The sequence below is a fragment of the Metamycoplasma alkalescens genome, assembly GCF_900476125.1.
Taxonomy (GTDB): domain Bacteria; phylum Bacillota_I; class Bacilli_A; order Mycoplasmatales; family Metamycoplasmataceae; genus Metamycoplasma; species Metamycoplasma alkalescens.
Genome location: NZ_LS991949.1, coordinates 645,224 through 668,401, shown reverse-complemented (window position 1 = coordinate 668,401; position 23,178 = coordinate 645,224). Strand labels below are relative to the sequence as shown.

Annotated in this window: 20 protein-coding genes; 12 read left to right on the top strand and 8 right to left on the bottom strand. The window is 25.1% G+C overall.

Features of this window, described 5'->3' with window-relative positions:
• The first annotated feature begins 27 nt into the window (after positions 1 to 27).
• Positions 28 to 1,026 carry a type I glyceraldehyde-3-phosphate dehydrogenase gene (gene gap, locus D2845_RS02855; protein ID WP_110858108.1) on the top strand — a complete coding sequence of 333 codons (999 nt, stop codon included), beginning with the start codon at positions 28 to 30 and terminating at the stop codon, positions 1,024 to 1,026.
• 72 nt (positions 1,027 to 1,098) lie between these two features.
• Here gap and lon read toward each other — a convergent pair whose 3' ends face one another.
• The 7 genes from lon to D2845_RS02820 form a co-directional block, all read right to left on the bottom strand.
• A complete protein-coding gene (gene lon, locus D2845_RS06740; protein WP_110858109.1) occupies positions 1,099 to 3,603 on the bottom strand; it encodes an endopeptidase La in 2,505 nt (834 codons plus the stop codon).
• A 77-nt stretch (positions 3,604 to 3,680) separates the two neighbouring features.
• On the bottom strand, positions 3,681 to 4,505 hold the full coding sequence (locus D2845_RS02845) for a nucleotide exchange factor GrpE (RefSeq protein WP_110858110.1): 825 nt from the start codon (positions 4,503 to 4,505) through the stop codon (positions 3,681 to 3,683).
• Positions 4,505 to 5,497, bottom strand: a complete 993-nt coding sequence (gene hrcA / locus D2845_RS02840) for a heat-inducible transcriptional repressor HrcA (protein ID WP_110858111.1) — start codon at positions 5,495 to 5,497, stop codon at positions 4,505 to 4,507. The genes D2845_RS02845 and hrcA overlap by 1 nt, the downstream gene beginning before the upstream one ends.
• 75 nt (positions 5,498 to 5,572) lie before the next feature.
• A complete protein-coding gene (gene plsY, locus D2845_RS02835) occupies positions 5,573 to 6,244 on the bottom strand; it encodes a glycerol-3-phosphate 1-O-acyltransferase PlsY (protein ID WP_002881609.1) in 672 nt (223 codons plus the stop codon).
• Between the two features lie 323 nt (positions 6,245 to 6,567).
• The gene (locus D2845_RS02830) at positions 6,568 to 6,945 is read right to left on the bottom strand and encodes a hypothetical protein (protein WP_002881608.1); all 378 of its coding nucleotides are present in this window, start codon (positions 6,943 to 6,945) and stop codon (positions 6,568 to 6,570) included.
• Positions 6,936 to 8,327: a glutamate--tRNA ligase gene (gene gltX, locus D2845_RS02825; RefSeq protein WP_110858112.1), complete on the bottom strand. Its 1,392-nt coding sequence runs from the start codon at positions 8,325 to 8,327 to the stop codon at positions 6,936 to 6,938. The genes D2845_RS02830 and gltX overlap by 10 nt, the downstream gene beginning before the upstream one ends.
• 2 nt (positions 8,328 to 8,329) lie before the next feature.
• On the bottom strand, positions 8,330 to 9,013 hold the full coding sequence (locus D2845_RS02820) for a hypothetical protein (RefSeq protein WP_002881606.1): 684 nt from the start codon (positions 9,011 to 9,013) through the stop codon (positions 8,330 to 8,332).
• Positions 9,014 to 9,125: 112 nt separating this feature from the next.
• Here D2845_RS02820 and D2845_RS02815 point away from each other — a divergent pair, with 112 nt between their 5' ends.
• Genes D2845_RS02815 through D2845_RS06730 form a run of 8 tightly spaced genes read left to right on the top strand, consistent with a single transcriptional unit; the run spans position 9,126 to position 19,059 of the window.
• On the top strand, positions 9,126 to 11,138 hold the full coding sequence (locus tag D2845_RS02815; RefSeq protein ID WP_110858113.1) for an Mbov_0121 family peptidase domain-containing ABC transporter: 2,013 nt from the start codon (positions 9,126 to 9,128) through the stop codon (positions 11,136 to 11,138).
• Positions 11,139 to 11,180: 42 nt separating this feature from the next.
• Complete coding sequence (gene ybeY / locus D2845_RS02810) at positions 11,181 to 11,630, top strand: rRNA maturation RNase YbeY (RefSeq protein ID WP_110858114.1); 450 nt, start codon at positions 11,181 to 11,183, stop codon at positions 11,628 to 11,630.
• 20 nt (positions 11,631 to 11,650) lie between these two features.
• Positions 11,651 to 12,538, top strand: coding sequence for a GTPase Era (gene era, locus D2845_RS02805; protein WP_110858115.1), 888 nt, complete (start codon positions 11,651 to 11,653; stop codon positions 12,536 to 12,538).
• A gap of 2 nt (positions 12,539 to 12,540) precedes the next feature.
• Positions 12,541 to 14,187 (top strand): type 2 periplasmic-binding domain-containing protein, encoded by a 1,647-nt coding sequence (locus D2845_RS02800; protein ID WP_110858116.1) that lies wholly within the window; start codon positions 12,541 to 12,543, stop codon positions 14,185 to 14,187.
• A gap of 19 nt (positions 14,188 to 14,206) precedes the next feature.
• A complete protein-coding gene (locus tag D2845_RS02795) occupies positions 14,207 to 15,586 on the top strand; it encodes an ABC transporter ATP-binding protein (protein ID WP_110858117.1) in 1,380 nt (459 codons plus the stop codon).
• Positions 15,579 to 16,442: an ABC transporter permease gene (locus D2845_RS02790; RefSeq protein ID WP_002881595.1), complete on the top strand. Its 864-nt coding sequence runs from the start codon at positions 15,579 to 15,581 to the stop codon at positions 16,440 to 16,442. Before D2845_RS02795 ends, D2845_RS02790 begins: the two co-directional genes overlap by 8 nt.
• Positions 16,435 to 17,283, top strand: coding sequence for an ABC transporter permease (locus D2845_RS06735; RefSeq protein WP_110858118.1), 849 nt, complete (start codon positions 16,435 to 16,437; stop codon positions 17,281 to 17,283). Before D2845_RS02790 ends, D2845_RS06735 begins: the two co-directional genes overlap by 8 nt.
• Positions 17,284 to 17,298: 15 nt before the next feature.
• Positions 17,299 to 19,059, top strand: a complete 1,761-nt coding sequence (locus D2845_RS06730) for a hypothetical protein (protein ID WP_110858119.1) — start codon at positions 17,299 to 17,301, stop codon at positions 19,057 to 19,059.
• Positions 19,060 to 19,112: 53 nt separating this feature from the next.
• Here the strand turns inward: D2845_RS06730 and D2845_RS02775 are convergent, their stop codons facing one another.
• A complete protein-coding gene (locus D2845_RS02775) occupies positions 19,113 to 19,952 on the bottom strand; it encodes a hypothetical protein (RefSeq protein WP_145960854.1) in 840 nt (279 codons plus the stop codon).
• A 200-nt stretch (positions 19,953 to 20,152) separates the two neighbouring features.
• Here D2845_RS02775 and asnS point away from each other — a divergent pair, with 200 nt between their 5' ends.
• Genes asnS through D2845_RS06725 form a run of 3 tightly spaced genes read left to right on the top strand, consistent with a single transcriptional unit; the run spans position 20,153 to position 23,177 of the window.
• Positions 20,153 to 21,496, top strand: a complete 1,344-nt coding sequence (asnS, locus tag D2845_RS02770; RefSeq protein ID WP_002881588.1) for an asparagine--tRNA ligase — start codon at positions 20,153 to 20,155, stop codon at positions 21,494 to 21,496.
• 11 nt (positions 21,497 to 21,507) lie between these two features.
• The gene (locus tag D2845_RS02765) at positions 21,508 to 22,509 is read left to right on the top strand and encodes a glycosyltransferase family 2 protein (RefSeq protein WP_002881587.1); all 1,002 of its coding nucleotides are present in this window, start codon (positions 21,508 to 21,510) and stop codon (positions 22,507 to 22,509) included.
• The gene (locus D2845_RS06725) at positions 22,503 to 23,177 is read left to right on the top strand and encodes an RDD family protein (protein WP_002881586.1); all 675 of its coding nucleotides are present in this window, start codon (positions 22,503 to 22,505) and stop codon (positions 23,175 to 23,177) included. Before D2845_RS02765 ends, D2845_RS06725 begins: the two co-directional genes overlap by 7 nt.
• The last annotated feature ends 1 nt before the right edge of the window (position 23,178 follow it).

Sequence of the window (23,178 nt, the reverse complement as noted above, 5' to 3'; positions counted from 1 at the left end):
AATTTCAACTAAAACTAGGGAGGAATAATGAAAACAAAAATAGCCATTAATGGTTTTGGAAGAATTGGTCGACTAATTTTTAGACAATTAATTAATGACAAAGATTTAGAAGTAGTTGCAATTAATGATTTAACAGATGCAAAAACATTAGCACACCTATTAAAATATGACACAGCGCACGGTGTATTTAATAATGATATTCAAAGCAAAGAAAATGAAATTATTGTGAATGGAAAAGAAATTCCAATTTTTAGCGAAAAAGATCCTGCAGCACTACCATGAAAAAAATTAGGTGTTGAAATTGTTGTTGAAGGAACAGGAAGATTTTTAACAACTGAAGCAGCTCAATTGCATCTTGATGCTGGAGCTAAAAAGGTTTTAATTACTGCACCTTCAAAAAGTCCTGAAGTTAAAACCATTGTTTACTCAGTTAATGAAAACATTTTAACAAAAGATGACAAAATTGTCTCAGGAGCTTCATGTACAACTAATTCTTTAGCACCAGTTTTAAATGTTTTAGAAAAAGAATTTGGTGTTGAAAAAGGATATATGACAACTGTTCACTCTTACACTGCTGATCAAAGACTACAAGATGCACCACATTCAGATTTAAGAAGAGCAAGAGCAGCTGGTGCAAATATGATTCCAACAACAACCGGAGCAGCAAAATCAATTGGTAAAGTCATTCCAACACTAAAAGGTAAAATGAATGGAATTGCACTTAGAGTTCCAACAATTACTGGTTCAATTGTCGACTTGACAATTGAACTTAAAAAAGATGCAACAGTTGAAGATATTAATGCTGCAATGAAAAAAGCTGCATCAGATTCATTTGTTTATACTGAAGATCCAATTGTATCAAGTGATATTATTGGTTCAACTGCTGGTTCAATCTTTGATGCACAATTAACACAAGTTCTTGAAGTAGATGGCAAAAAAATGTATAAAGTTTATGCATGATATGACAATGAATCTTCATTTGTTCACCAATATATAAGAACATTAAAATATCTAGCAAAACTATAAAATAAATTTGAATTATAAAAAATAGCCCCATTTTTAAAAAGGCTATTTTTTATACTTATTTTAGTTTAAATATTACTTAAAAATTGCTTCAAAAATTTCTTCATAGTATTTAACAGGAATAAATTTAACTTCTTTTTTTACTTCTTCTGGAACATCAATTAAATTCTTTTCATTATCATATGGAATAAAAATTTTCTTAATTCCAAATTGTGAAGCTGCCAAAGATTTTTCTTTTAATCCACCAATTGGAAGAACTTTTCCTCTTAATGTAATTTCACCTGTCATTCCAATATTGGCAGGAACTGGTTTTTTTGATAATGCACTAATAATTGAGGTTGTAAATGTTACTCCGGCTGATGGACCATCTTTAGGAATTGCTCCAGCTGGAACATGGATATGAATTGATTTATTTTCAAAATCAAAATCAATCCCAAATTTTTTGGCATTTGCTCTGACATATGCTAAAGCAATTTGTGCTGATTCTTTCATCACATCTTTTAAATGCCCAGTTAGTTTTAAACCTTCTTTACCCGGGAATGTTGTTACCTCAATTGCTAATGTAGAACCGCCAAAACTTGTATAAGCCAATCCATTGACAACCCCAATTTGATCCTTGTTTTCATTTTCATCTTCATCAAATTTAATTGGTCCCAAGAAATCAATCACGACATCCTTTGTGACAACAAAATCGTTTTCAATTTCCTTGTCTAAGATCTTAACAACAATTTTACGGGCAATGCTATCTAATAAACGTTTAAGTTCCCGCACACCGCTTTCTCTTGTATATGAGCGAATAATAAATTCTAATATTTCTGAAGAAATTTGAATTTGTGATGCTAGCAATGCATTTTGAACTAGTACTTTAGGAATTAAATGACTTTTTGCAATCTCAATTTTTTCATTTGTTGTGTATGTTGATAACTCCAATAACTCAACTCTATCAATCAATGCAGCAGGAATACTGTCATAATAATTTGCAGTTGCAATAAATAATACTTTTGATAAGTCATATTCCAAATCCAAATAATGATCTTGGAAATTGGCATTTTGTTCAGGATCCAAAACCTCTAACATTGCGCTTGTTGGATCACCTCTAAAATCAGACGACATTTTATCAATCTCATCTAACAAAATAACTGGATTAGAAACACCAGCTTTTTTGATTGCTGAAATTATTTTCCCAGGCATTGCTCCAACATAGGTTTTTCGATGCCCTCTAATTTCGCTTTCATCTTTCACGCCACCTAAAGAAACTTTAATAAATTTTCTTTTTAAAGCTTCAGCAATTGATTTTGCTAAAGTTGTTTTCCCAGTTCCTGGGGGACCAATTAAAGTTAAAATTGGAATATTATTAACTGGATTATTTAGCGTTTCGCCAGTTTTGTGCACAAATAATTTTGTATCAATGAAATGATCATCATCATTTTTTATTGCAATATATTCTTCATTTGCATTTTTGCTTTTTGTATGGGTTAAAACTGAGATAAATTCTAGAATTCTTTGTTTTGGTTTTTCTAGACCAAAATGATGTTTATCCAAAACTTGTCTTACGTAATTAATATCAATCAATTCCTTGCTTACTTTTCTTCATGGAAGTGCTAATATTAAATCAATAAAGTTTTTAGAAATATTTGCTTCAGGACTAGATGCCATCATTGAAGCTAATCTTGCTTGTTCAGCCTTTAGTGCTTCTAAAACATACGAAGGGTATCTTTTACTTTCTTCTGGATCTTTTTCAATTTTTTCCGCATTATTTGAAGAATCATCATTAAGCATTTGTCTTAATTGTTTGATTTTTTCTCTTAATAAAAAATCTCTTTGTGAATTTTCCATTTCTTCATTCATTTTTTTATTAAGTTCATACTCAACGTTACTTGCTTCAAATTTTCATGAAAATCTTTCAACAACACCCTTAATTAAATCATCATTTTTTAAGGGTAGTAAATACAATAAATCGCTTCGGTCAAAAATTTTTTTGATTCCTCGAATCGCAATTCATAGTGCTTCATTTAAAAAAGCTTCATTATATTCTGGTTCTTTGGTGCTTAAAATTGATCTCTCAATTGATCTTTTGAAATCTTCAGCCACTAAAAGATCAAAAGATTGCATTCCAAAAGGTTTAGGCGTTTTTTGAGCATTAGCAATTTTTTCAATAAATGAATCTAAATATTTTAATCCTAGTTCAATTTTTTCTGAAGAAACCATATTTTTGCTTGAAATAATATGATCAAATGATGCTAGAATAGATGGACTCTCATTTTGTGTTGCATCAATTTGCAAAATTTCATTTAATCTAACTGTTGTTGAGCATTCTAATTTCAATTTAAAAATTCCATTACTTTCTGAATGGTTTTTGATTGTTGCAATAACGCCAATTTCTTCAACCATATCCTTGCTTGTAATTGCAGCAGAAGTAACATATTCTTCTTTAATAAAAGCAATTAGAATTTTATTTTTAGGTTTACCATTAAAAGCCTCTTTCATTGCTAAAATCGAATTAGGTCGTCCAACTCGAATTTCATCTAAATCATAAGGCATAAGAACTTGTTTTTTGATTGGTATAAATGGTAATGTCATTTTTTTCCTCTTTTCGTAATTTTTTTATTTTAATTGAATGACTGCAAAATATCTTAATTTTAAGAAAAAATGAAATTTTATTTTGCAACAACAACCAAAGCTGGCTTAATAACACGATCATGTAATTTATAGCCAATATTTTTTATTTCTAAAATTGTATCTTTTTCAAAATCTGAATTAACTAATTCATACGCCTGATGAAAATTAGCATCAAATACATCACCAACTTGTGGAATTATTTTTGTTAATCCAATTTCTATTAAAATATCTTCAACTTGCTTATAAAGCATGTTAAATCCAGTAATAAAATTTTTCAAAACATCATTATCAATTTTTTGTGCAACAGTAATTGCAATTTCAAAATTATTTAAGGGCTGAATTAATTTTTCAAGAAGTGATTGTAAAGCATACATTTTTATTTCTTCTGCTTGTTGCTCTTGATGCTGAGTTGTTTTTTGTTTATGTTCATTAATTGTTTCTTGTGCTTTCTTTTGAATATTAAGAACTTCTTGTTTAAATAAATTTGCTTCCTCAATTGCCTTATTTTGTAACATATCAATTTGGGCATTCAAGTTATTAATGCTTTCTTCTTGTAATTTTAATTTATTTTCAATTGATTTAGTCTCATTTTCTAAAGATTGCGTTTTTTCAATTAATTCTTTCACTTTAGAATTTACTTTCTTAATTGAAATTATTTTTAAAAGATAAGATAATTTTTTATTTTTTCAACTAATTTCTTTATCATTGATTTTTTTACCATTCTGCATGATTTCTAAAATTAATGGATCAATCTCATCATAATCCCAAATATAGGAATATTTTTTGAAATCAAATTTATCTTTTGGTGACTCTTTTTTACCTAGTTCAAAAATTACATTGTCAAATTTATTAAAATTCTGCATTATTTATCTCCTTTTTTAATGAGTATTGATAATAAATCTAGTGTTTCAAGTGATTCTTGAATATCAATATTTTTAGGCCCCATAATTGATATTTCTTTAATATTTTTTTCATTTTCAAAATCAATTTTTTTGCTAATTATATTTAAATTTTCTCTTGAGAAATCAAGTTTTATTTTATTATCCTCATCTAAATTATTTTCAATTGTTGATCATACTGAATGCTTTTCAATCAAATCTAGCAAGACAACTAATTCTTCTCTTGAAATATTTTTTGATAAAATCATTGCATCTTTGTTATAAGTCTTATTTTGAATTTTTTCTTCAAAAACAAAAATTGTTTTAATGAAACGTTCAAAAAGTCTTTCATAATTACCAATTCTTTCTTTAAATAATGGTAATAATGCTTTTGCTTTTGAAGCAAGTTCAATCATTGGGGTATCAATTAATCTTTCTTTGAAAAGTCGAATTGCAATTCTTAAATCATTTAATCCAATATCTTCATCAAAATCAAATAATTTGTTTTGAACATTACCGCTACTTGTGACAATAACAATTACAGCCGAATTTTTATCTAATGGTGTTAGTTGAATACTTTTTAATCTTTCATCCTTATTATTTGAAGTTGCTACAACTGTAAAATGTGCCATTTTACTAATCAAATTAGCTGCTTCATCAAGTGTTGTGTCAACTTTTAATCTTTTTTTAATTAAAATATCATTCAAATTTTTATTAAAAAATTTTTTAGGATTATATGCAACATATTTTGTATAGTACTCAAGTCCATAAGTTGATGGCACTCTTCCACCTGAAACATGAGGTTTTTCTAAAAAACCTTGTTTTTCTAAATCTGACATAATATTTCTCAATGTTGCTGAAGAAAAAGATAAATTCTTGCGTTCAACAAGTTTTTTTGATCCCACCGGTTCGCCTGTTTCAAAAAAAGTTTCAACAATCATTTTAAAAATTTCTAAATGTCGACTTTTAATATCCATAATTAAATAATAAAATTACTCCTTTTTGGTTTTATTATCTTAATAATTTTAGCACTAAATTAGCACTTTAATTGTTTAATTGCTAATTTTTTTAAAATTTATTTTCTTTTCTTCTTTATTTGAAAATCTAATGTAGTTAGGAATATGTTTTAACAAAATTAAAATTGAAGCAAAAACTAAAATATAACTATGGGATCATTGCGGAATATTTTTATTAATAAAAGATAAAACTCAAGTTGAATAATAATATGGAATAAATGATATAAATGCAAAAATAATTACAGTTAGAACTGAAGAAATTGAAATATATCTTGTAATTAAAACTAAGATAATATAAAATCATGCTAACAATAAAAATGTTATTAAATCAAAAGCTAAGATCATCCCAAAATATGAAGCAACACCCTTACCACCTTTGAACTTAAAAAAACATGGGATAATATGTCCAATGAATGCTCCTAGTCCTGCAAATAAAGGAATAATAAATTGATTATTTAAACTACTTTTAACAAAAAACACAATCATTGTTGGAATAAAGGATTTTAGTAAATCAAAACAAAAAACTAAAATTGCAAACTTAATTCCAAAAACACGCAAGGCATTTGTTGCGCCTGCATTATTTGAACCACAATTTCTAATATCCTTTTTTCATTTTTTAGATATTAAGATTGAAATATTAATTGATCCCAGTAGATAACCAATCAATAAAATTATCAAATTAACTCATACATATTGTCAATTAAACATAGAAAAATAATACCTTATTTTTATACAAATATTTTTTTCTTTATTTTTAACCCTAAAAAGAAGAAAAAAATATTTAATGTCTTATTGAAATAAAATCCAATAATAATAGCAATGTCCACATTGAATTTAATTCTTTTTTAAAAAATCTAATAATTAATAGAAAAGATTGAAATTTCTTTAAAAAATACTTTATATTTCAATCTTTTTCTTTGATTTTTTTTATTTCATTTCAATATATAATCTTGATATTGATTTTCTAAGTTTTTTTATTGAAAAAATTATAGTTTCCTTATTTTTTAGAAAACTATAATTTCAATATAAATTTAATTTTGAAAAATTAATTTCGCAGTATTACGAACAATAATATTTTTATTTTGTAATAAATCATATGTAAATAGAATTAATTCTTTGCTAATAATAACTTTAATTAAGTAAACATCAATTTCAAAAAAATCACCCTCTGAAATTTTTAACTTATTAGGAATAAAGTAATTTTTTTTCATATGCAATTCTTGATTTGCATAATTTATTTTAATTTCATCATCAGAAACATCTAAAACACAATTCATTGTCTTATTGTCAGTAAATTCAATATGTGTAAATTTACCGTGTTCTTTTTCAAAAAAATCAACATATTCAGTTTCAATGACTTCATTCTCTTGGTTATTTATTTCTGAACTTAAAACATATTTTAGTTTCATTTTGATAATCTTTCAAATACAATCTCTTTCCCAAATAAATAAATTGCTTTTGCTAATTCTGGACCATGTTCCTCATAGGTTGTTGCAATTCGAATTGGCATGAATAAATCTTTTCCTTTAAGATTTAATTTTTGTTTTGTTAATTCAATGCATTTTTGGATGTTTTCAATTGTAAAATCAACATTTTTTAAAAATTCTAAAAATGTTTTTACAACTTCAAGATTATTGATTTTTAAATCAGTATCCTTTTTTGGGTTTTCATAAATTAAAAGATTATTTTTAATCTCATTAATTGTTGAAGCTGATTGTTTATATGTTTCCACAAATAAATTATTTCATTCAAATGAAAAAGGTGAATTAATTTGGTTAATAATTTCTTGATTATCAACTTTTTTCATATATTGTTTTGAAAATCATTCCATCTTAACAATATCGAACTTTGAAGGTGATTTTGATAATCTTTCATAATCAAAATTTTCAATTAATTCTTGATGACTCATAATTTCTTTACTATCTTTTGAAGTTCAACCTAGCAATGATAAGAAATTAAAAATTGCATGTGGCTGGTAACCTTCATTTTTATAATCTTCAATGAATTGTTTTAAACTTTTATCACGTTTTGATAATTTTTTACCTTCCATATTTGTGATGATTGTTAAATGCCCAAAAATTGGTGGCACTCAATTTAGAGCTTCATAAATAGCTAATTGCTTTGGTGTATTGGTAATATGTTCCTCACCTCGCAACACATGTGTTATTTCCATTGTATGATCATCAACAACAACCGCAAAATTATAAGTTGGATACCCGTCACTTTTTAAAATTACAAAATCACCGATATCATCACTGTTAACTTCAATTTTGCCCCGCACTAAATCATCTCAGGCATAAATTGTATTTTTTTTAAGTTTCAATCTAATTGAATATTGACCTTTAGCATCCCTTTCTTTTTTTTCTTCATCTGAAATCTTTAATCAATTAGGGTCATATCTAAATGATGGAATTTTAGCATCTTCTTGTTCTTTTCTTTGCAAACTTAATTCGTCAGCAGTATCATACGCTTTATAAGCTAAATTTTTACTTACTAATTTATTGGCAATTTTTTGATATATTTCTAGTTTTTCTGATTGGCGATAATTTCCATATTTTTTATTTGGTTTAATTGGACTTTCATCAGGAATAATTCCAAGTCACATCAAATTATTTAATTGACTTTCTTCCCCACCAGGAACATTTCGAGCAATATCTGTATCTTCCAATCTAAAAATGAAACTACCATTGAAATGTTTTGCAAATAAATAATTAAATAATGCAGTTCTTGCACCCCCAATATGTAAATATCCAGTTGGACTTGGTGCATATCTTGTTCGTACTGTTTTCATATTTATTCCTTATCAAAGATTAAAACAACTGGTTCAATAACATTTTTCCAAAAATTATTATTTGCCAATATTCCTTTTACAAATGGTCATGGTGCTTCTTCTTTTAATTCAGGGTTAAATTGGATTCCTAATCTTGCAGCAGATGGTGTAATAATATCAGAAACAAAATTTGGAGCAGCCTCATTTGTTTTTAGCGTCCAATATAAAACAATATAAACTGCTTTAGGATTGTTACGGTGTTCATAATATTTTTTTCTTGTTGCAACACCAGGAATATTTTTTACTAACTCATCATATCTAAATGAATAAATTCGGTAACTATAAGGTGCACTTAGATTTTCAAAATTTAGAAAATCAAAATTTCCTTTAATTTTATATTTGTGATTTTTATCATGAACATCATTTATTAATTGATTATTATCTTTTCTAAGAATATGATAAAAACGATCAGATGAATCAATTGGATTAAAAATGCCAGAACGATTTGTATTGAAAAATTCAGATGCACTTCCCTTAATTATTCTTTCTCCATTTTCATTTAAAAAAGTATGATTTGAGTTAGATGAAATCGTAACTACTGGTTTCTCATGGGTACATGAAGCAGCAACTGTGATTGGCGCTGACATGGTTAAAAAAGTAGCTAACATTGGCAAAATTATTGAATTTGTTTTATGTCTTTTATTCATATGAATTAATTTTAACTAAAATATTTAAATTTTATTTTCTAAATTCTTTTTATTTTCACTTCTTTTTCTTTAATTAAAATTAATTCGAAATAATTAATAAAAAATTTAATTTATGAAAATAAGAATTCAGGAAGATATAAAAGATTGTGGAATCTATGCCTTACAATCGCTATATAAGTTTTATTGAAAAAAATGATTAGATATCAATCAATTAAAGTACTATGCTTCATATAATGAAAATGGAATTTCAATTTCTAATTTAATTGAAATTGGAAAAGAAATTTCAATTGAAATTGAAGCTTATAAAGCAAATTTTGAAGAACTTGTTAATTCAAAAATAAATTTTCCTTGCTTATCAATTATTAAAATTGATAATTTTTTTCACTATGTCATAATCAAAAAAATTAAAAATGGAATTGTTGAAACTTATGATTCAGTCAATGGAAAAAGAGAGCTTGATTTATTAATTTTTAAGGAATCTTTTAGCGGAATTGTACTTTTTGTTTCGAAATCAAAAACAAACAGCATCAAAAAGAGTTTTTTAGAAAAACAAAAGACTCCCTTTCAGATTAATTTTTCATCAATTCTAGTATTTTTAATTTTTAGTTTTATAAGCGTTTTAATAAATTACTTTGTTTCTTTCATAAATAAATTTGTTTTTTCTTACATTCAAAATTCAGAGTGATTGCAAGCAAACAAAAACCTCTTACTTCTATTTTGAAGTTCAATAACCTTAATTCTTATTTCTTTTTTAAATAGTTTGGCATCAGGAATTATAAAAACAAAAATTGCAAAAAATATTAAAAATGATTTTATTAAAAAGATTGAAAATGCCCAATATCAGCAATTAATGAAAATTGAACAAAATGAAATTATTTTAAGGTACTTATCAATAAATTTAATTTCTAATTTTTATGCCAATATTTTTAGTTTTTGGCCAACTTTTATCTTTTTTTTAACGCTTTCAATTCCCTTACTTTTTTATATCAGCTTTAATTACATCATTTTAATTATTAGTTTAAATTTGATTAAAACAATATTAGGTTATCTTATTAATATAAAAATTTTTTCATGATCAAAAAGAAATATTGTAAGAAATCTAAATGAAATAAATGATCTAACTTTTTTTGCAAAAAATAATGACACATACAGCAAAAGTTTTTGAAGAAATATGAATTTTTTTGATTTTAAACAAACTATTGAACTTAATCAAAAAAATGAAAATAAAATCAACAATTTTAATTCAATAAAAACTTTCTTATTTTCACTTCTTACATTATTAAGCAATATTCTAATTTTTTTAATTTTTATTAACCAAAAAAATAACAATGTTTCTGAAATATTTTTTATTTTTCAAATTCAAAATCTTTTAAATGAACCAATAAATAATTTTCAATTTTTCTTGCTTGATAAAAAAGTAAATAAAATCAATATTGAAAGACTTTTTTTCATTCTTGATATTCCTGAAAAAATTAACAATAAAAATCAAAAAAATCCTTCAAAAATAAGCGAAATTAAAATTAAAAATTTAAACTTTGGATACTCAACAAAAACACTTTTTTCAAATATTAATTTAGATATAAAAAACAACCTAATAATTTCTGGAAAAAATGGTGCTGGAAAAACAACATTTTTAAAAATTTTGCTTGGTTATTTTGATGATATTAAAAACTCAATTTTTATTAATAATATACCTATTGAAAACATTGAAAAAAACTGACTAATAGATAATATATATTTTTCAGACAAAGACAATAATTTTCCTAACACTGATTTATATAGTTATTTATTCTGAAATGTTGAACAAAAAGATAGAGAAAATATTCTACAAAACAAAGAATTTCTTTCATTATTAAAAGACTTAAATCTTGACTTATTTTCTAACTTATTTTTACAAAAAAACAAATTTTCAATGGGCCAAATTCAAGTCATAAAATTACTCCCTTTAATGATTAAAAAATACCAATTAATTTTACTTGATGAATCTCTTGAATTTATTGCAAAAAATACACTTAAAATTATTAGAAATCTTGTTTTAGAAAAACAAGAAAATTCAATTTTTATTGAGACAAGTCACACAAAAAGATATCTTGCAAAAAATCATAAAATTTTTAAATTAAAATAAAAAAATAATATCTATTTTTTTCATTGCTTTATAATTATCGATATGCATAATTTAAATATTAAAAACCGTAGCTTTTTTTGCTTCAAATTTAAAGAGGATTTTTTAAATATTTTACAAAAGGCAAAAGAAGAATTTAATAGCAAAAAAGATATCTCAATTGATCTTTTATTTGTTACTAAATTTAGGATGAAAAAACTAAACTATTTGTATCGCCAAAAAAACTATACCACGGATATTTTAAGTTTTCCATTTGAAGCAGAAAATGAGCTTAGTTTTCTTGAATTATTGGAACTCGGACAAATTATTATGTCACCTTGAAAAATAATTAAACAAGCTAAAGAATTTAATCATAGTATAAGAAGAGAATTTTGTTACATTTTTGCACATGGTGTTGCACATCTATTTGGTTTTGATCACCAAACAAAAGAAGAAGAAAAAATTATGAATGATCATGTCGAAAACATTATGACAAAATTAAATATTAAAAGATAGATTTTTAAAACGGGGGTAAAATGAAAAAAATATGTTATGTTGGACTAATTGGTAGACCTAATGTTGGAAAAAGTACTTTATTAAATAATATTTTAAATTTTGACTTATCAATTGTTACTAATTTAGCACAAACAACACGGGATAATATCAAAGGCATTTATAATGATGTTGATAGTCAAATTATTTTTATTGATACACCAGGAATTCACAAAGCTGAATTTTTATTATCTGAAAAATTAAACGAAAAAAGTTATCAAACAATTAAAGATGTTGATGTTGTTCTATTCTTAACTCCTGCTAATGAAAAATTAGGAACTGGAGACAAATACATTATTAATAAAATTAAAGAGTTAACCAATAATAAATTACTTGGAATAATTACAAAAATTGATTTAATCAAAGAAAAAGAATTATTAGACGAAAAAGCCTCCCAATTAAAGGAATTAGGTTTAGAAACTATCTTAGGAACAGGTCAAGGATATCAACAAACCTATTATGATTTAATTGATGAAATAAAAAAACATGCTTATGAAGATGAACTAATTTATGACGAAGATCAATTAAGTGATGTTTCCCTAAGATTTATTGCAAAAGAAATTATTCGTGAAACTGCAATAAATAATCTTTATCAAGAAATCCCGCACTCAATTGCAATCTCAATTGAAGAATTCAAAGAAAATGAAGGAAAAAATCTTCCTTATCATATTGAAGCAACAATCTTTGTTAAAAATGAATCTCAAAAAGGGATTGTCATTGGTAAAAATGGTAATAAAATAAAAACAATTTCAATGAATGCAAGAAAAAGAATGACTGAAATTTTTGAGCATCGTGTTAATTTATTTTTAAAAGTTAAAGTTGATGACAACTGAGTCAATAATGAGCAAAAAATTAAGAGAGCTGGCTACTAATAATGAAAACTGGTTTGTTAACTCATCGAATGAAATTAATTCTTTTTAGTATAAGTATTGCAATTTTATTTTTATTATTTTTTATTATTTTGTTTGCAAAATTATCCAACCCTTATAAAGTAAGTATTTATAACTATGAATCCTACTTGGGCAAAGAAATAATCAATAAAATAAAAAAGAATTATTCATATCATGTATTTAAGAATCTTGATGAATTTACAAGGGCAATAAAAAATAAGAAAGCTGTTGCAGGAGTAAGTTCTGATTATCAAATTGCACAATTAATTCTTGAAAATGAATTAAAAAAAATTAATTTTAAAAAAGTCTATGGCATTGAATATGAAGATAACAATAAAAAAGAAGTTATTTCTGCTTTATATACTGATGAAGTAAACAAACAATTTGCATATTTTGATAATTGACTTATTAATGAAATAAAAAAAATCAATCCTGAAAATAAAAAAAATAAACCTTATATTTTTTATAATGAAAAAAAGCAAGCAATTGGATTTGATATCAATAATGATGGACAAATCGATAATTTTTATGAATTCTTAATTCCTTATTTTACGCTTGACAAAATGATTGTTTATAATCCTGAAAATTCCCAAATTGCGAAAAAGAAAAGAAATAATCTCAAAGAAAACCAAAATTTTGATGATATTAAAGATGGAAAAACATGACTAGAAACAATAAAAAAATTAACAAATAAATACAAAAAACCAAGAATTTATTGAACAAATTGATTTTTAGATAATACAATGATTGGTCAATTTTATGCTCATGATAAAAAAAATGACCAAAAAGAAAATGATATTTGAAAAGAATTCAATAAAGATAATTACAAAGATATTCTTAATGATTTCAATGAGTTTGTAATCAACTCAACAGGTAGTTCAATTAAAGATATTAATCGTAATAAATTAGTTACAGACGGTCAAGAATTAGTATCATCAATCATTGAACCAAATACAGGTAAAGCAGATATTGCAATCATGTATAATGGTGATGCTTTGGATGCTTATTATGGTCAAGATAATTTCGCAAGTTTACCTGAAAAAAACAATATCTCTTTTGTTCGCCCAAAAGATACATATATGAATATTGATGCTTGAATAATCTCCAAAGATACAAGCGACTCACAAGCAAATTTATTACTTTCAGTGTTAAACGAAAATTTATATGCTGATACAAATAAAAAAACAAAAGAATTAGAAAATCAATATCTAAATAATGTTTTTAATAATCTAAAAAATAAGCAACCAACAAAGGAAACTGAATTTTTAAAAAATCTATTCGACAATGATGATATTAATCAAGCAAAAAACCTTGAAAAAATTGATGCAGGTTTTTTCAAAGAAAATTATGAAGAATTTCAAAATGCATGAGACTATGATAACTTACCGCATCTAATGAATTTTCATCAAATTAACTATTCACCTAGTTTTAAAAATATTAAAAATTTTTTAAAGAAATGATATTTTTTAGATGATGAAAAAAATCCTGATAAAAAAGCTTTAAATATTTTTGATTTTGTTGAATCTGCTGCTAATGACCAAGCAAAAATCAATTTTAGAGCTTATCAACCACTTAATTTGGAATTAAAAACCAAAATGATTGAATATTATTACCAAATAACAAATTCATAACAAAATTGAAAGGTAAATCATGGAAAAAAAGAAGATCAAAAAAGAAGATACTTCAATTATTGAATTAGTTGATGTTGTAAAAGAATTTGAAGATAAAACTGTTTTAGATAATGTTAATCTTCAAATTAAAAAAGGTGAATTTATCACCTTGCTTGGGCCCTCTGGTTCAGGAAAAACAACAATCCTAAGAATCATTGGTGGATTTGAATGAGTGACACGTGGAGAAGTTAAACTTCATGGAAAAGATATCAAGGATTTATCCCCACATAAACGTGATGTTTCAACAATCTTTCAAGATTATGCTTTATTTACCCATTTGAATGTTGAAAATAACATTAAATATGGTTTAAGACTTAAGCGAATTAAAAAAGAAAATGTACCAAAATCTTTTGAAATTAAACTAAAAACACAAAAAGAAAAATGAAGAAAATATGCAGAACAAAAAATGCAAGCTCTAGATAAAGAATTTGAAATTTATGAAAAAGAATTAAGCACAAATTCCAAGTTATCTAGACGAAAAAAAGAAAAATATCAACAATGAATTGATGATATGGACTTCAAATATTCATATTGGGAAAACTATGTTGATCTAAAAACAGAAACATATGAAAAAAGATATTTAACTCGGCGTATAAATAATGCCGAAATGGATGAAGAAGTTAGACAAATCATGAGTCTTGTTGGCCTAAGTGGTAATGAGAAAAAAAATGTTAATTTCTTATCTGGAGGAATGAAACAAAGAGTTGCTTTAGCAAGATCTTTAGTTATTGAGCCAGAAATTCTTTTATTAGATGAACCACTTAGTGCGTTGGATGCTAAAATCCGGGAAAAAATGCAAATTCTCTTAAGAGATATTCAACAAAAACTAAAATTAACTTTCATTTTTGTTACTCATGATCGGAATGAAGCGCTGCAACTAAGCGATCGCATTGCGATTATTCGGGATGGAAAAGTTGAACAATTTGCAACACCAAAGGAACTATATGATTATCCAATTAACAAATGAGTTGCAAATTTTATTGGTGATTCAAACTTTTTTGATGCAACTTTTGTCAAGGAAGGAAGAGTTAAATTTATTTCAAAAACATTTGATACAATCCACACTGAATTTAAACCAGGTCAAAAATTAGATGCCTTAATTCGCCCAGAAGACATTATTATTACTAAAACTAAAGCAAAGGCAAAATTAACTGGCCAAATCATTAAATCAACTTATAGTGGTATTTATTATAACTATGATATCAATCTCAAAGGAAAAATCATCAATGTTAAAACCCCTTCAAAACATGAAGTTGGAAAAGAAGTTTATTTAAACTGAGATATTGACTCAATCCACTTAATGCAAAAAGATGAAAAATTTGAAGAAAATCAAAATGAAATGGAGAGTGCAAATGACTAATAAAGAGATTGCGGTATCAAAAAAAATTAAAAACTCTTCACCAATGAAAAAACTGCAAATTTCATTTCTGATTCCATACATCATTTTTGCAATTTTATTCATTATCTTACCAATGATATTTGTTTGCATTTATGCTTTTAAACCCTTAGAAGGACAAACAAAACTTGAGAGTTGAGCAATTGCTCTGCGTCCTTCAACATGATTAATCATTGGTCGTTCTTTACTAACTGGTTTATTTGCTTCGATTTTTGCTTTAATTATTGGTTTCCCCTACGCATACATTGTTTCAAGATCAAAATACAAAATAATTAAAATTTTAGGATTGACTTTGATTCTAAGCCCACTTGCCATCTTTACAATTTCAAAAGCTTTAGCTGTACGTGGATTATTTTCGGCAATTTTTGATGAAAACCAATTAAACAATAATTTTTTCATTATTTTTGGAATGGTATATTTATATTTACCTTTTATGGTTTTACCTTTATACCAAGTTCTTAAAGATATGCCTAAAAACATTTTAGAAGCTTCTGAGGATTTAGGATATTCAAAATTTAAAACCGTTTTCAAAGTTATTATTCCATATTCAGCAAAAGCAATTTTAAGTGGTTTTGGCATTGTTTTAATGATGGCTGCAACATCAATTATTATTTCTGATAAATTGTTGCCAAATGGAAGTCAAAAACAATTAATTGGTAATCTTATTAATCAATTTGCGAATACTGTAAACCCATTTGATTTAGCAAACTCATCAACTTTGGTTATTATTACACTTTCAGTACTATTAGCAATTTATGGCATTATTTATGGAATTCCATATTTAATTGCCAAAAAAAGACAAGGAAGTAATTATGAATAAATTTAAGAATTTTTTAAAATGCTCATATGTCTTTATCATTCTTGCTTTTTTATATATTCCAATCATTTTTGGGGCAATTTATAGTTTTAATGCGCCATCAGATAAGGGAATTTTTTCAGTCACAACATGGAACCGCACCTCATTTGAAGCTTATGCTGAATTATTTTCTAAATCTAATTTATTAGCTTTTGCTAACTCATTTTTATTAGGACTAGCAACATCAATTTTAGTAATTAGTCTTTCTTTGTTAACCGTTTTTTCTTTATGAAGAAACAAAAATCGTGTTGCGAGATCATTTGTTCAAACAACATCAAACGTTCCTTTAATAAACCCAGATGTCATTACTGGATTAACATTAGCAATTGTACTTAATTTCTTATTTTTTGGTACACTAAAAGCAACAAGTGAAGGATTTTTTCGGGCAATTATTGGGCATACTGTAATGTGCTTGCCATACGGAATTTTGATTATGCTACCAAAAAGTGATAAATTCTCAAAAAGTGTTTTTGAATCAAGTCAAGATCTAGGATATTCAAAATTTAAAACATGATTCAAAACATATTTTGTTTATATGCTTGGTTCAATTGGATTTACTTTTGTAATGACAATGACACTTTCATTTGATGATTTTATTATCACAAGAATCATTTCCAACACACAAACATTAGGAACAAAATTATATGAAGGTCAATTTCAAGCTTGATCTCTCGCTATTGGTGCAATTTCATTACTTGTTGTAATTTTTTCAAACACAGTATACATCATTTTCAAAAGAAGTCAAGATATTAGAACTAAAAAAAATATTTTATTAACAAAAAAACAACAACAAAAAGATTTTTAAGGAGGTTTTTATAAATTGAATAAAAGAATTTTTAAGTTTTTATTATCTTGCTTCGCAATCGTTTTCCTTATCTTTTTATTTTTTGGATCAATCATTTTAAAATTAAGCAATAAATACCGTCCAAGCATTTATAACTATGAATCATATTTATCACCTGAAATTATTAAAAAAATTGGAAAAAATTATAACTACAAAGAATTTAAAGAAGTTAGTGAATTTACTCAAGCTTTAACGCAAGATAAAGCAATTGCTGGGGTGGGAAGCGATTTCCAAGCCGCGCAATTAATTCTTGATAAAAAAATTAAAAAAATTGATTATACAAAAATTTTTGGAAATAATTCAAATACATGACAAAAAAGAAAAAAATTATTTACAAAAACAATTCAAGATCATCTTGAAAATTTTGATAATCTAATTTATAGCAAATTAGCAAATATGGAAGACAAGGGAAATAAAATTGGTTTTGAAATTGATGCAAATAACAAACGTTGAAGATCATTTGAAACCAAACAAATTAATGAAAATAATTGGGATCATTTTTCTGATTTTATTATTCCATACTATTCACAAGATAAAGGTATTGCTTACAATATCAATAAAGAAACAAGACCACATTTGAATATCGAAGACGAAATCAATCATTTAGAAGAAAAAACATTGCAAATTGATTGAAAAGAAATTTTTTCAATCTTGAAAAATAACAACTATCAAAGAATTGGATGAACCAATGCCTACATTGATAATTTAATGATCGGAGCAATGAATTCAGGAGATGATTGAATCAAAAATTTTACTTTAAATGGAGAGGGAAAATTGTTTGATTTCAATGAAAATAATTACAAAGATGCAATTAAATCATTTGTTAAATTTGTTGAACATGCTTCAGGTAAACCAATTCGTAATACCAAGTACAATTTTTTAAGCGGTGATGGATTAGAATTATTAAATCATCTAATTGAACCAAAATCAGGGCGAAGTGATGCAGCTGTAATTTACAATGGTGATGCATTGGATGGTTATTATTCAAAAGATAATTTTGAAAGTGTTGAAGAGGGGAAGATTCGTTTTATTCGTCCAAAAAATAATTATATTCTAATGGATGGATGAATTATTTCTCATAAATTAAGTGAAGATGACACAAATAAATTTCTTGAAACCTTAAGAATCAATATTTATCATAATAATCATAAATATAGCGACAAAAAAACTTATGAAGAAAAACTAGACCAATTAGAAAATGATTTCATTGCTAAAGTAAAAGAAAACATCAATGAAAATAAAGAAAAACATCTTGATGCTGCAAAAGAAGTTTTGAAAAATATTTTTAATAACCAAGAAGAAAAAAATCAAATTATTGAAAAATTAAATGAAAATGAAAAATTCAAAAACAATAATTGAAAAGAAATTGATAATTGAAATAATCAACTTGAGAATTTTGTCAACAATGAAAATAGCACAAACAAAGATTGATTATTAATAATAAGAAATAATTCTGATGATGGTGCATCAATATTTGAAGAAGCTTTTTCAAATACATTTGCAGATATTGAACTATCAGAAATTGGAAATTTTGATTATATTTCATACACACCCGCAGATCAATTAACTTATGAATTTATTGAAAAATGATATTTTGGCAATGATGAAACTGCAAAAAGCATTTATTCTCAACCAGAACCAATCAAAAATCAATACTCATTATTTACTTATCCAATTATTGATAATAATTTAAGAACAAAAATCGTTTCATACTATTTTGAGCTAACCAAATCATAATTTTAAAAATAATAAAAACTCACAACAATTTCAATGTTATGAGTTTTTTTACTTTATTTTTGCTTTTTTTGCTCTTCAATAAGTTTAACTAATTTAGTTATATCATCTTTTATTTCTTTATATATTTTAGATATTTCTTTTTTTGAGGAATTAATTTTATTTTCTAACTCTTTCTTTGAATTAGATTTTATAATTTGACCAGATTCTTTTTTATCATTTTCCTTTATTTCTAAAAGAAATCCAAAATTAATACTTAATTCTGCTGTTTTATCAACAAATGAACTAAATTTATCTAAAAAATCATCTCCAAATTCTTTTCTTCCTAATGAACCAAGAATGCCTTTTGATTTATCATGCAAATTATGGATAAAATCAAAAAACTTTTCAAATTCCTCAATACTTGAAGATTCACTTATTTTAAAATCAGTATTTTTATCTTTTTGAATATTTAAGTCATCTTTATTATCTTTTTTAGTTGATTCAGACAAATTATTTTTTTCTTGAATTTTATTTTTAGTTGAGTCTGAATCATGATTTTCTTTTTCTATATTCTTTTTACTCTCTGAATCAATTGTTTTAGATAAATTTTCATTATTCTTGTCATCTACTACACTCGAATCTGATTGAACCCCTTTTGTATCATTCTTGTCAGAAGATATAGATGAATTCCCCATAATTTTATTTGTTTGATTATTTTTAATATCACTTGTATTTTGATTATTTGGATTTGATTCTTGATTGTTTTTATTATTATTTAATTCTGTTTCTGAATTAGATTTATTAACGGTTTCAACTTCTTTTGCTTTATTTCCACACGAAACAACTAAAATCGGAAAAGATATAAAGGAAGAAACCACTCCAAAACTTAATAACATTCTCTTCATTTTTTTCATAGCAAGAAATTATGTTTCTTTTTTAAAAGAAAATAAAAAAATTATGATACGAATATAATAAAAATTTTCTTATCTTTTTTAAAGAATAAAGTTAGTGCTTAATTTATTACCTAATTAACTTTCATTAAAACTTTAAAATTACTAAGTTATAATATTTAATATTATAGAAATGTATTTCAATAATAAATCAGGAGAATAAAATGACAATCAAAGAAATATTAAAAAAAATAGATCAAATCAAAGAAGGATCAGAATATAAAATAGAAGGATGAATTGTTTCAAATCGAGGAAATGAAAAAATAAGGTTTTTAACAATTAATGATGGAAGTACAATTTCGAATTTACAAGTAGTTATTAAGGGAGAAATCATTAATAAATTATCACTAGCAACAATTTCTTTATGAACTTCTGTATCTGCAACTGGAGAAATTCATTTAACTCCTAATGCACAGCAACCACTTGAATTAGTTTTAAAAACAATAAAAATTCTTGGCAATGTTGATAGTGATTTTCCAATCCAAAAAAAAGAAACATCACTTGAATTTTTAAGAGAAATTCCGCATTTAAGAAACCGTACAAATTTATTTAAAGCAATCATGTTAATAAGAAATTCATTAGCGTATGAAATTCATAAATATTTTCAAGAACATAATTTTTTATACATGGCTTCACCAATAATCACATCAAATGATGGTGAAGGTGCTGGGGAAACTTTATTAGTTGATGATGAATCAAAAGAATATTTCTTTAAACAAAAAGCATTTTTAGGAGTAACGGGACAGTTGCATGCTGAAGCATATGCTGAAAGTTTCAAAAAAGTTTATACTTTTGGACCAACTTTTCGTGCTGAAAATTCACACACATCAAGACACCTTGCTGAATTTTGAATGATTGAACCTGAAGTTGCTTTTTATAAACTAAATGATATTATTTATTTAGCTGATGACCTTTTAAAAACAGTAATCAAAAATACAATAAAAAACTATACTGACGAAATGAAATATTTAGATTCAATCAACAGTGGTTTACTTGATAATTTAAACAAATTTTTAGACAACAAATTAACAATTATTGATTACAAAGATGTAATTAAAAAACTTGAAGAATTTAAGAATAACTTTGAAGAAAAAGATATTTATTTTGGAATGGATTTAGCTTCTGAACATGAAAAATTCTTGTCAGAACAAATCATTAAAGGTCCTGTTGCAGTTATTAATTATCCAAAAGATATTAAAGCGTTTTATATGTATCAAAATGATGACAAGCAAACTGTTGCAGCATTTGATTTATTAGTTCCTGGAATTGGTGAATTAATTGGAGGAAGTCAAAGGGAATCGCGCTATAAAAATCTTATTGAAAGAATGAAAGAACTTAACATTCCAACGCAATCATTACAATGATATTTAGATTTAAGACGTTTTGGATATGCGCAAACAAGTGGTTTTGGAATTGGATTTGAACGTTTGGTGATGTATGTAACAGGTGTTGCAAATATTAAAGATGTTATCCCATTCCCACGTGTGGCTGGTCAAATAAAAATGTAGGTGAATGCACAATGAAAAAAAAATTAACAATTATTATTCCAATTTATAATCCAATTCTTCCAATTGAAAAAATTTTAAACAATATTTATAAACAAAAAAGTGAAGATTTTAATGCAATCATAGTCATCGATAATCCCAAAAATGATCATTTTTATGAATTGGATAAATTACAAAATAAAAACTATGAAAATCTAAAAATTATTTTTAATACTTCCCATCAAAATTTTGACATTAAGTTAAAAGAGGTTTTAAATTTTGTTGAAACACCATACATTTATATTCTTTATCAAAATTACAAAATTAAAAGTGAATTTATTGAAAGAATTAATTTATTTTTAGAAAATCTTGAAACACAACCAGATTTAATTGAAATACCATTCTCTAAAAAAGAATTTCTATATTCAATTTACAAAGATGAAATATTACCTTCATTAGGTTTAGTTGAATTAGAAAAAAATAACTTGCCAATTGCCTTAGCTTCACAATCAATTTTTAATTACATTGTCAAAAAAGAAATGATTGAAGAAGTAATTAATAAATGAAAAATCAAAGATCTAAACTTTGAAAATTCAACAAAATTTATTTTTGAAGTTATTTTGAAATCAAAAACTTATATTTATTTTAAAAACACTTGAATAAGAGATTTGAATGGCAAATTTTTTATGTTCAATATTCAATCATTATCAAGAACATGAAATTCAATCATTGCATCAATTGCTCAAGACCAAATTGATAAAAAAAATGCAATTGAATTTGCAAGATTTATGTCTTATTGTTACTACATTGCCGGATTTTTAGGAATATTTAAAATTAAAAATGATTCATTGAAATCAAAAGTTTTTAATAACATGTCTGAATCACTTTTAAAAGAAATTGAAAAACAAAAAGAATTTTGATTAAAAGAAATTAATGAAAATCCATATTTTAAGCAATTTAAAATTAGTGATTTAAACGAATTGACAAATCAATTCACAAAAAAATGAAATTTAATTTTTAAAAAATTCGTATGGTAATTAAAAAAAATATAAAAGCTAATTTTTGAATTCGAATATTAGCAACAATTATTGATTTATTATTCTTTATTCTCTTTGCAATCGGAACATCTTTTATTGTTTTTAATTATAAAAAAGCAAATTTTTATACTGAAAATATTTTATATCGTGAATTAATTTATCGTTTTTGACTTTTATTATTAATCATATTTATTATCTTTTCATATTTGTTAATTCCAATTTTTAGCAAGGGTCAAACGATTGGTATGCTTATTTGCAAAATAAAAATCCAAGCAAATGAAGAAACTAATAAAAAAATAAAAATTTCAAAATATATTTTTGACCGACAAAGATTATTTGCTTTTTTTTGAATTTTTATTTTTTTAAGTTTCATGTTAATTTCAACTGATGGTTTTTTAAAAGCAGCAAGAGGACAAAAACTAAATTCGGCTGAAAAAATTGTTCTTAGTCTTCCAGTAATCTTAGCAACAATTGCAGTTAACCTTGAGGCTTTAGTTATTCTAAGTGGGATTGGCCCATCAAGAATAAATTGAAATGACAAGTTATCCAAAACAGAAACAGTTTGAAAAAACAAATATGAAGAAGTTGAAATAGAAGAAAATAAACAAATAATTTTACCTAAAAAAAGAGAATTACCAAAAATTCATTTATTAGATAAAAATAGCTAAA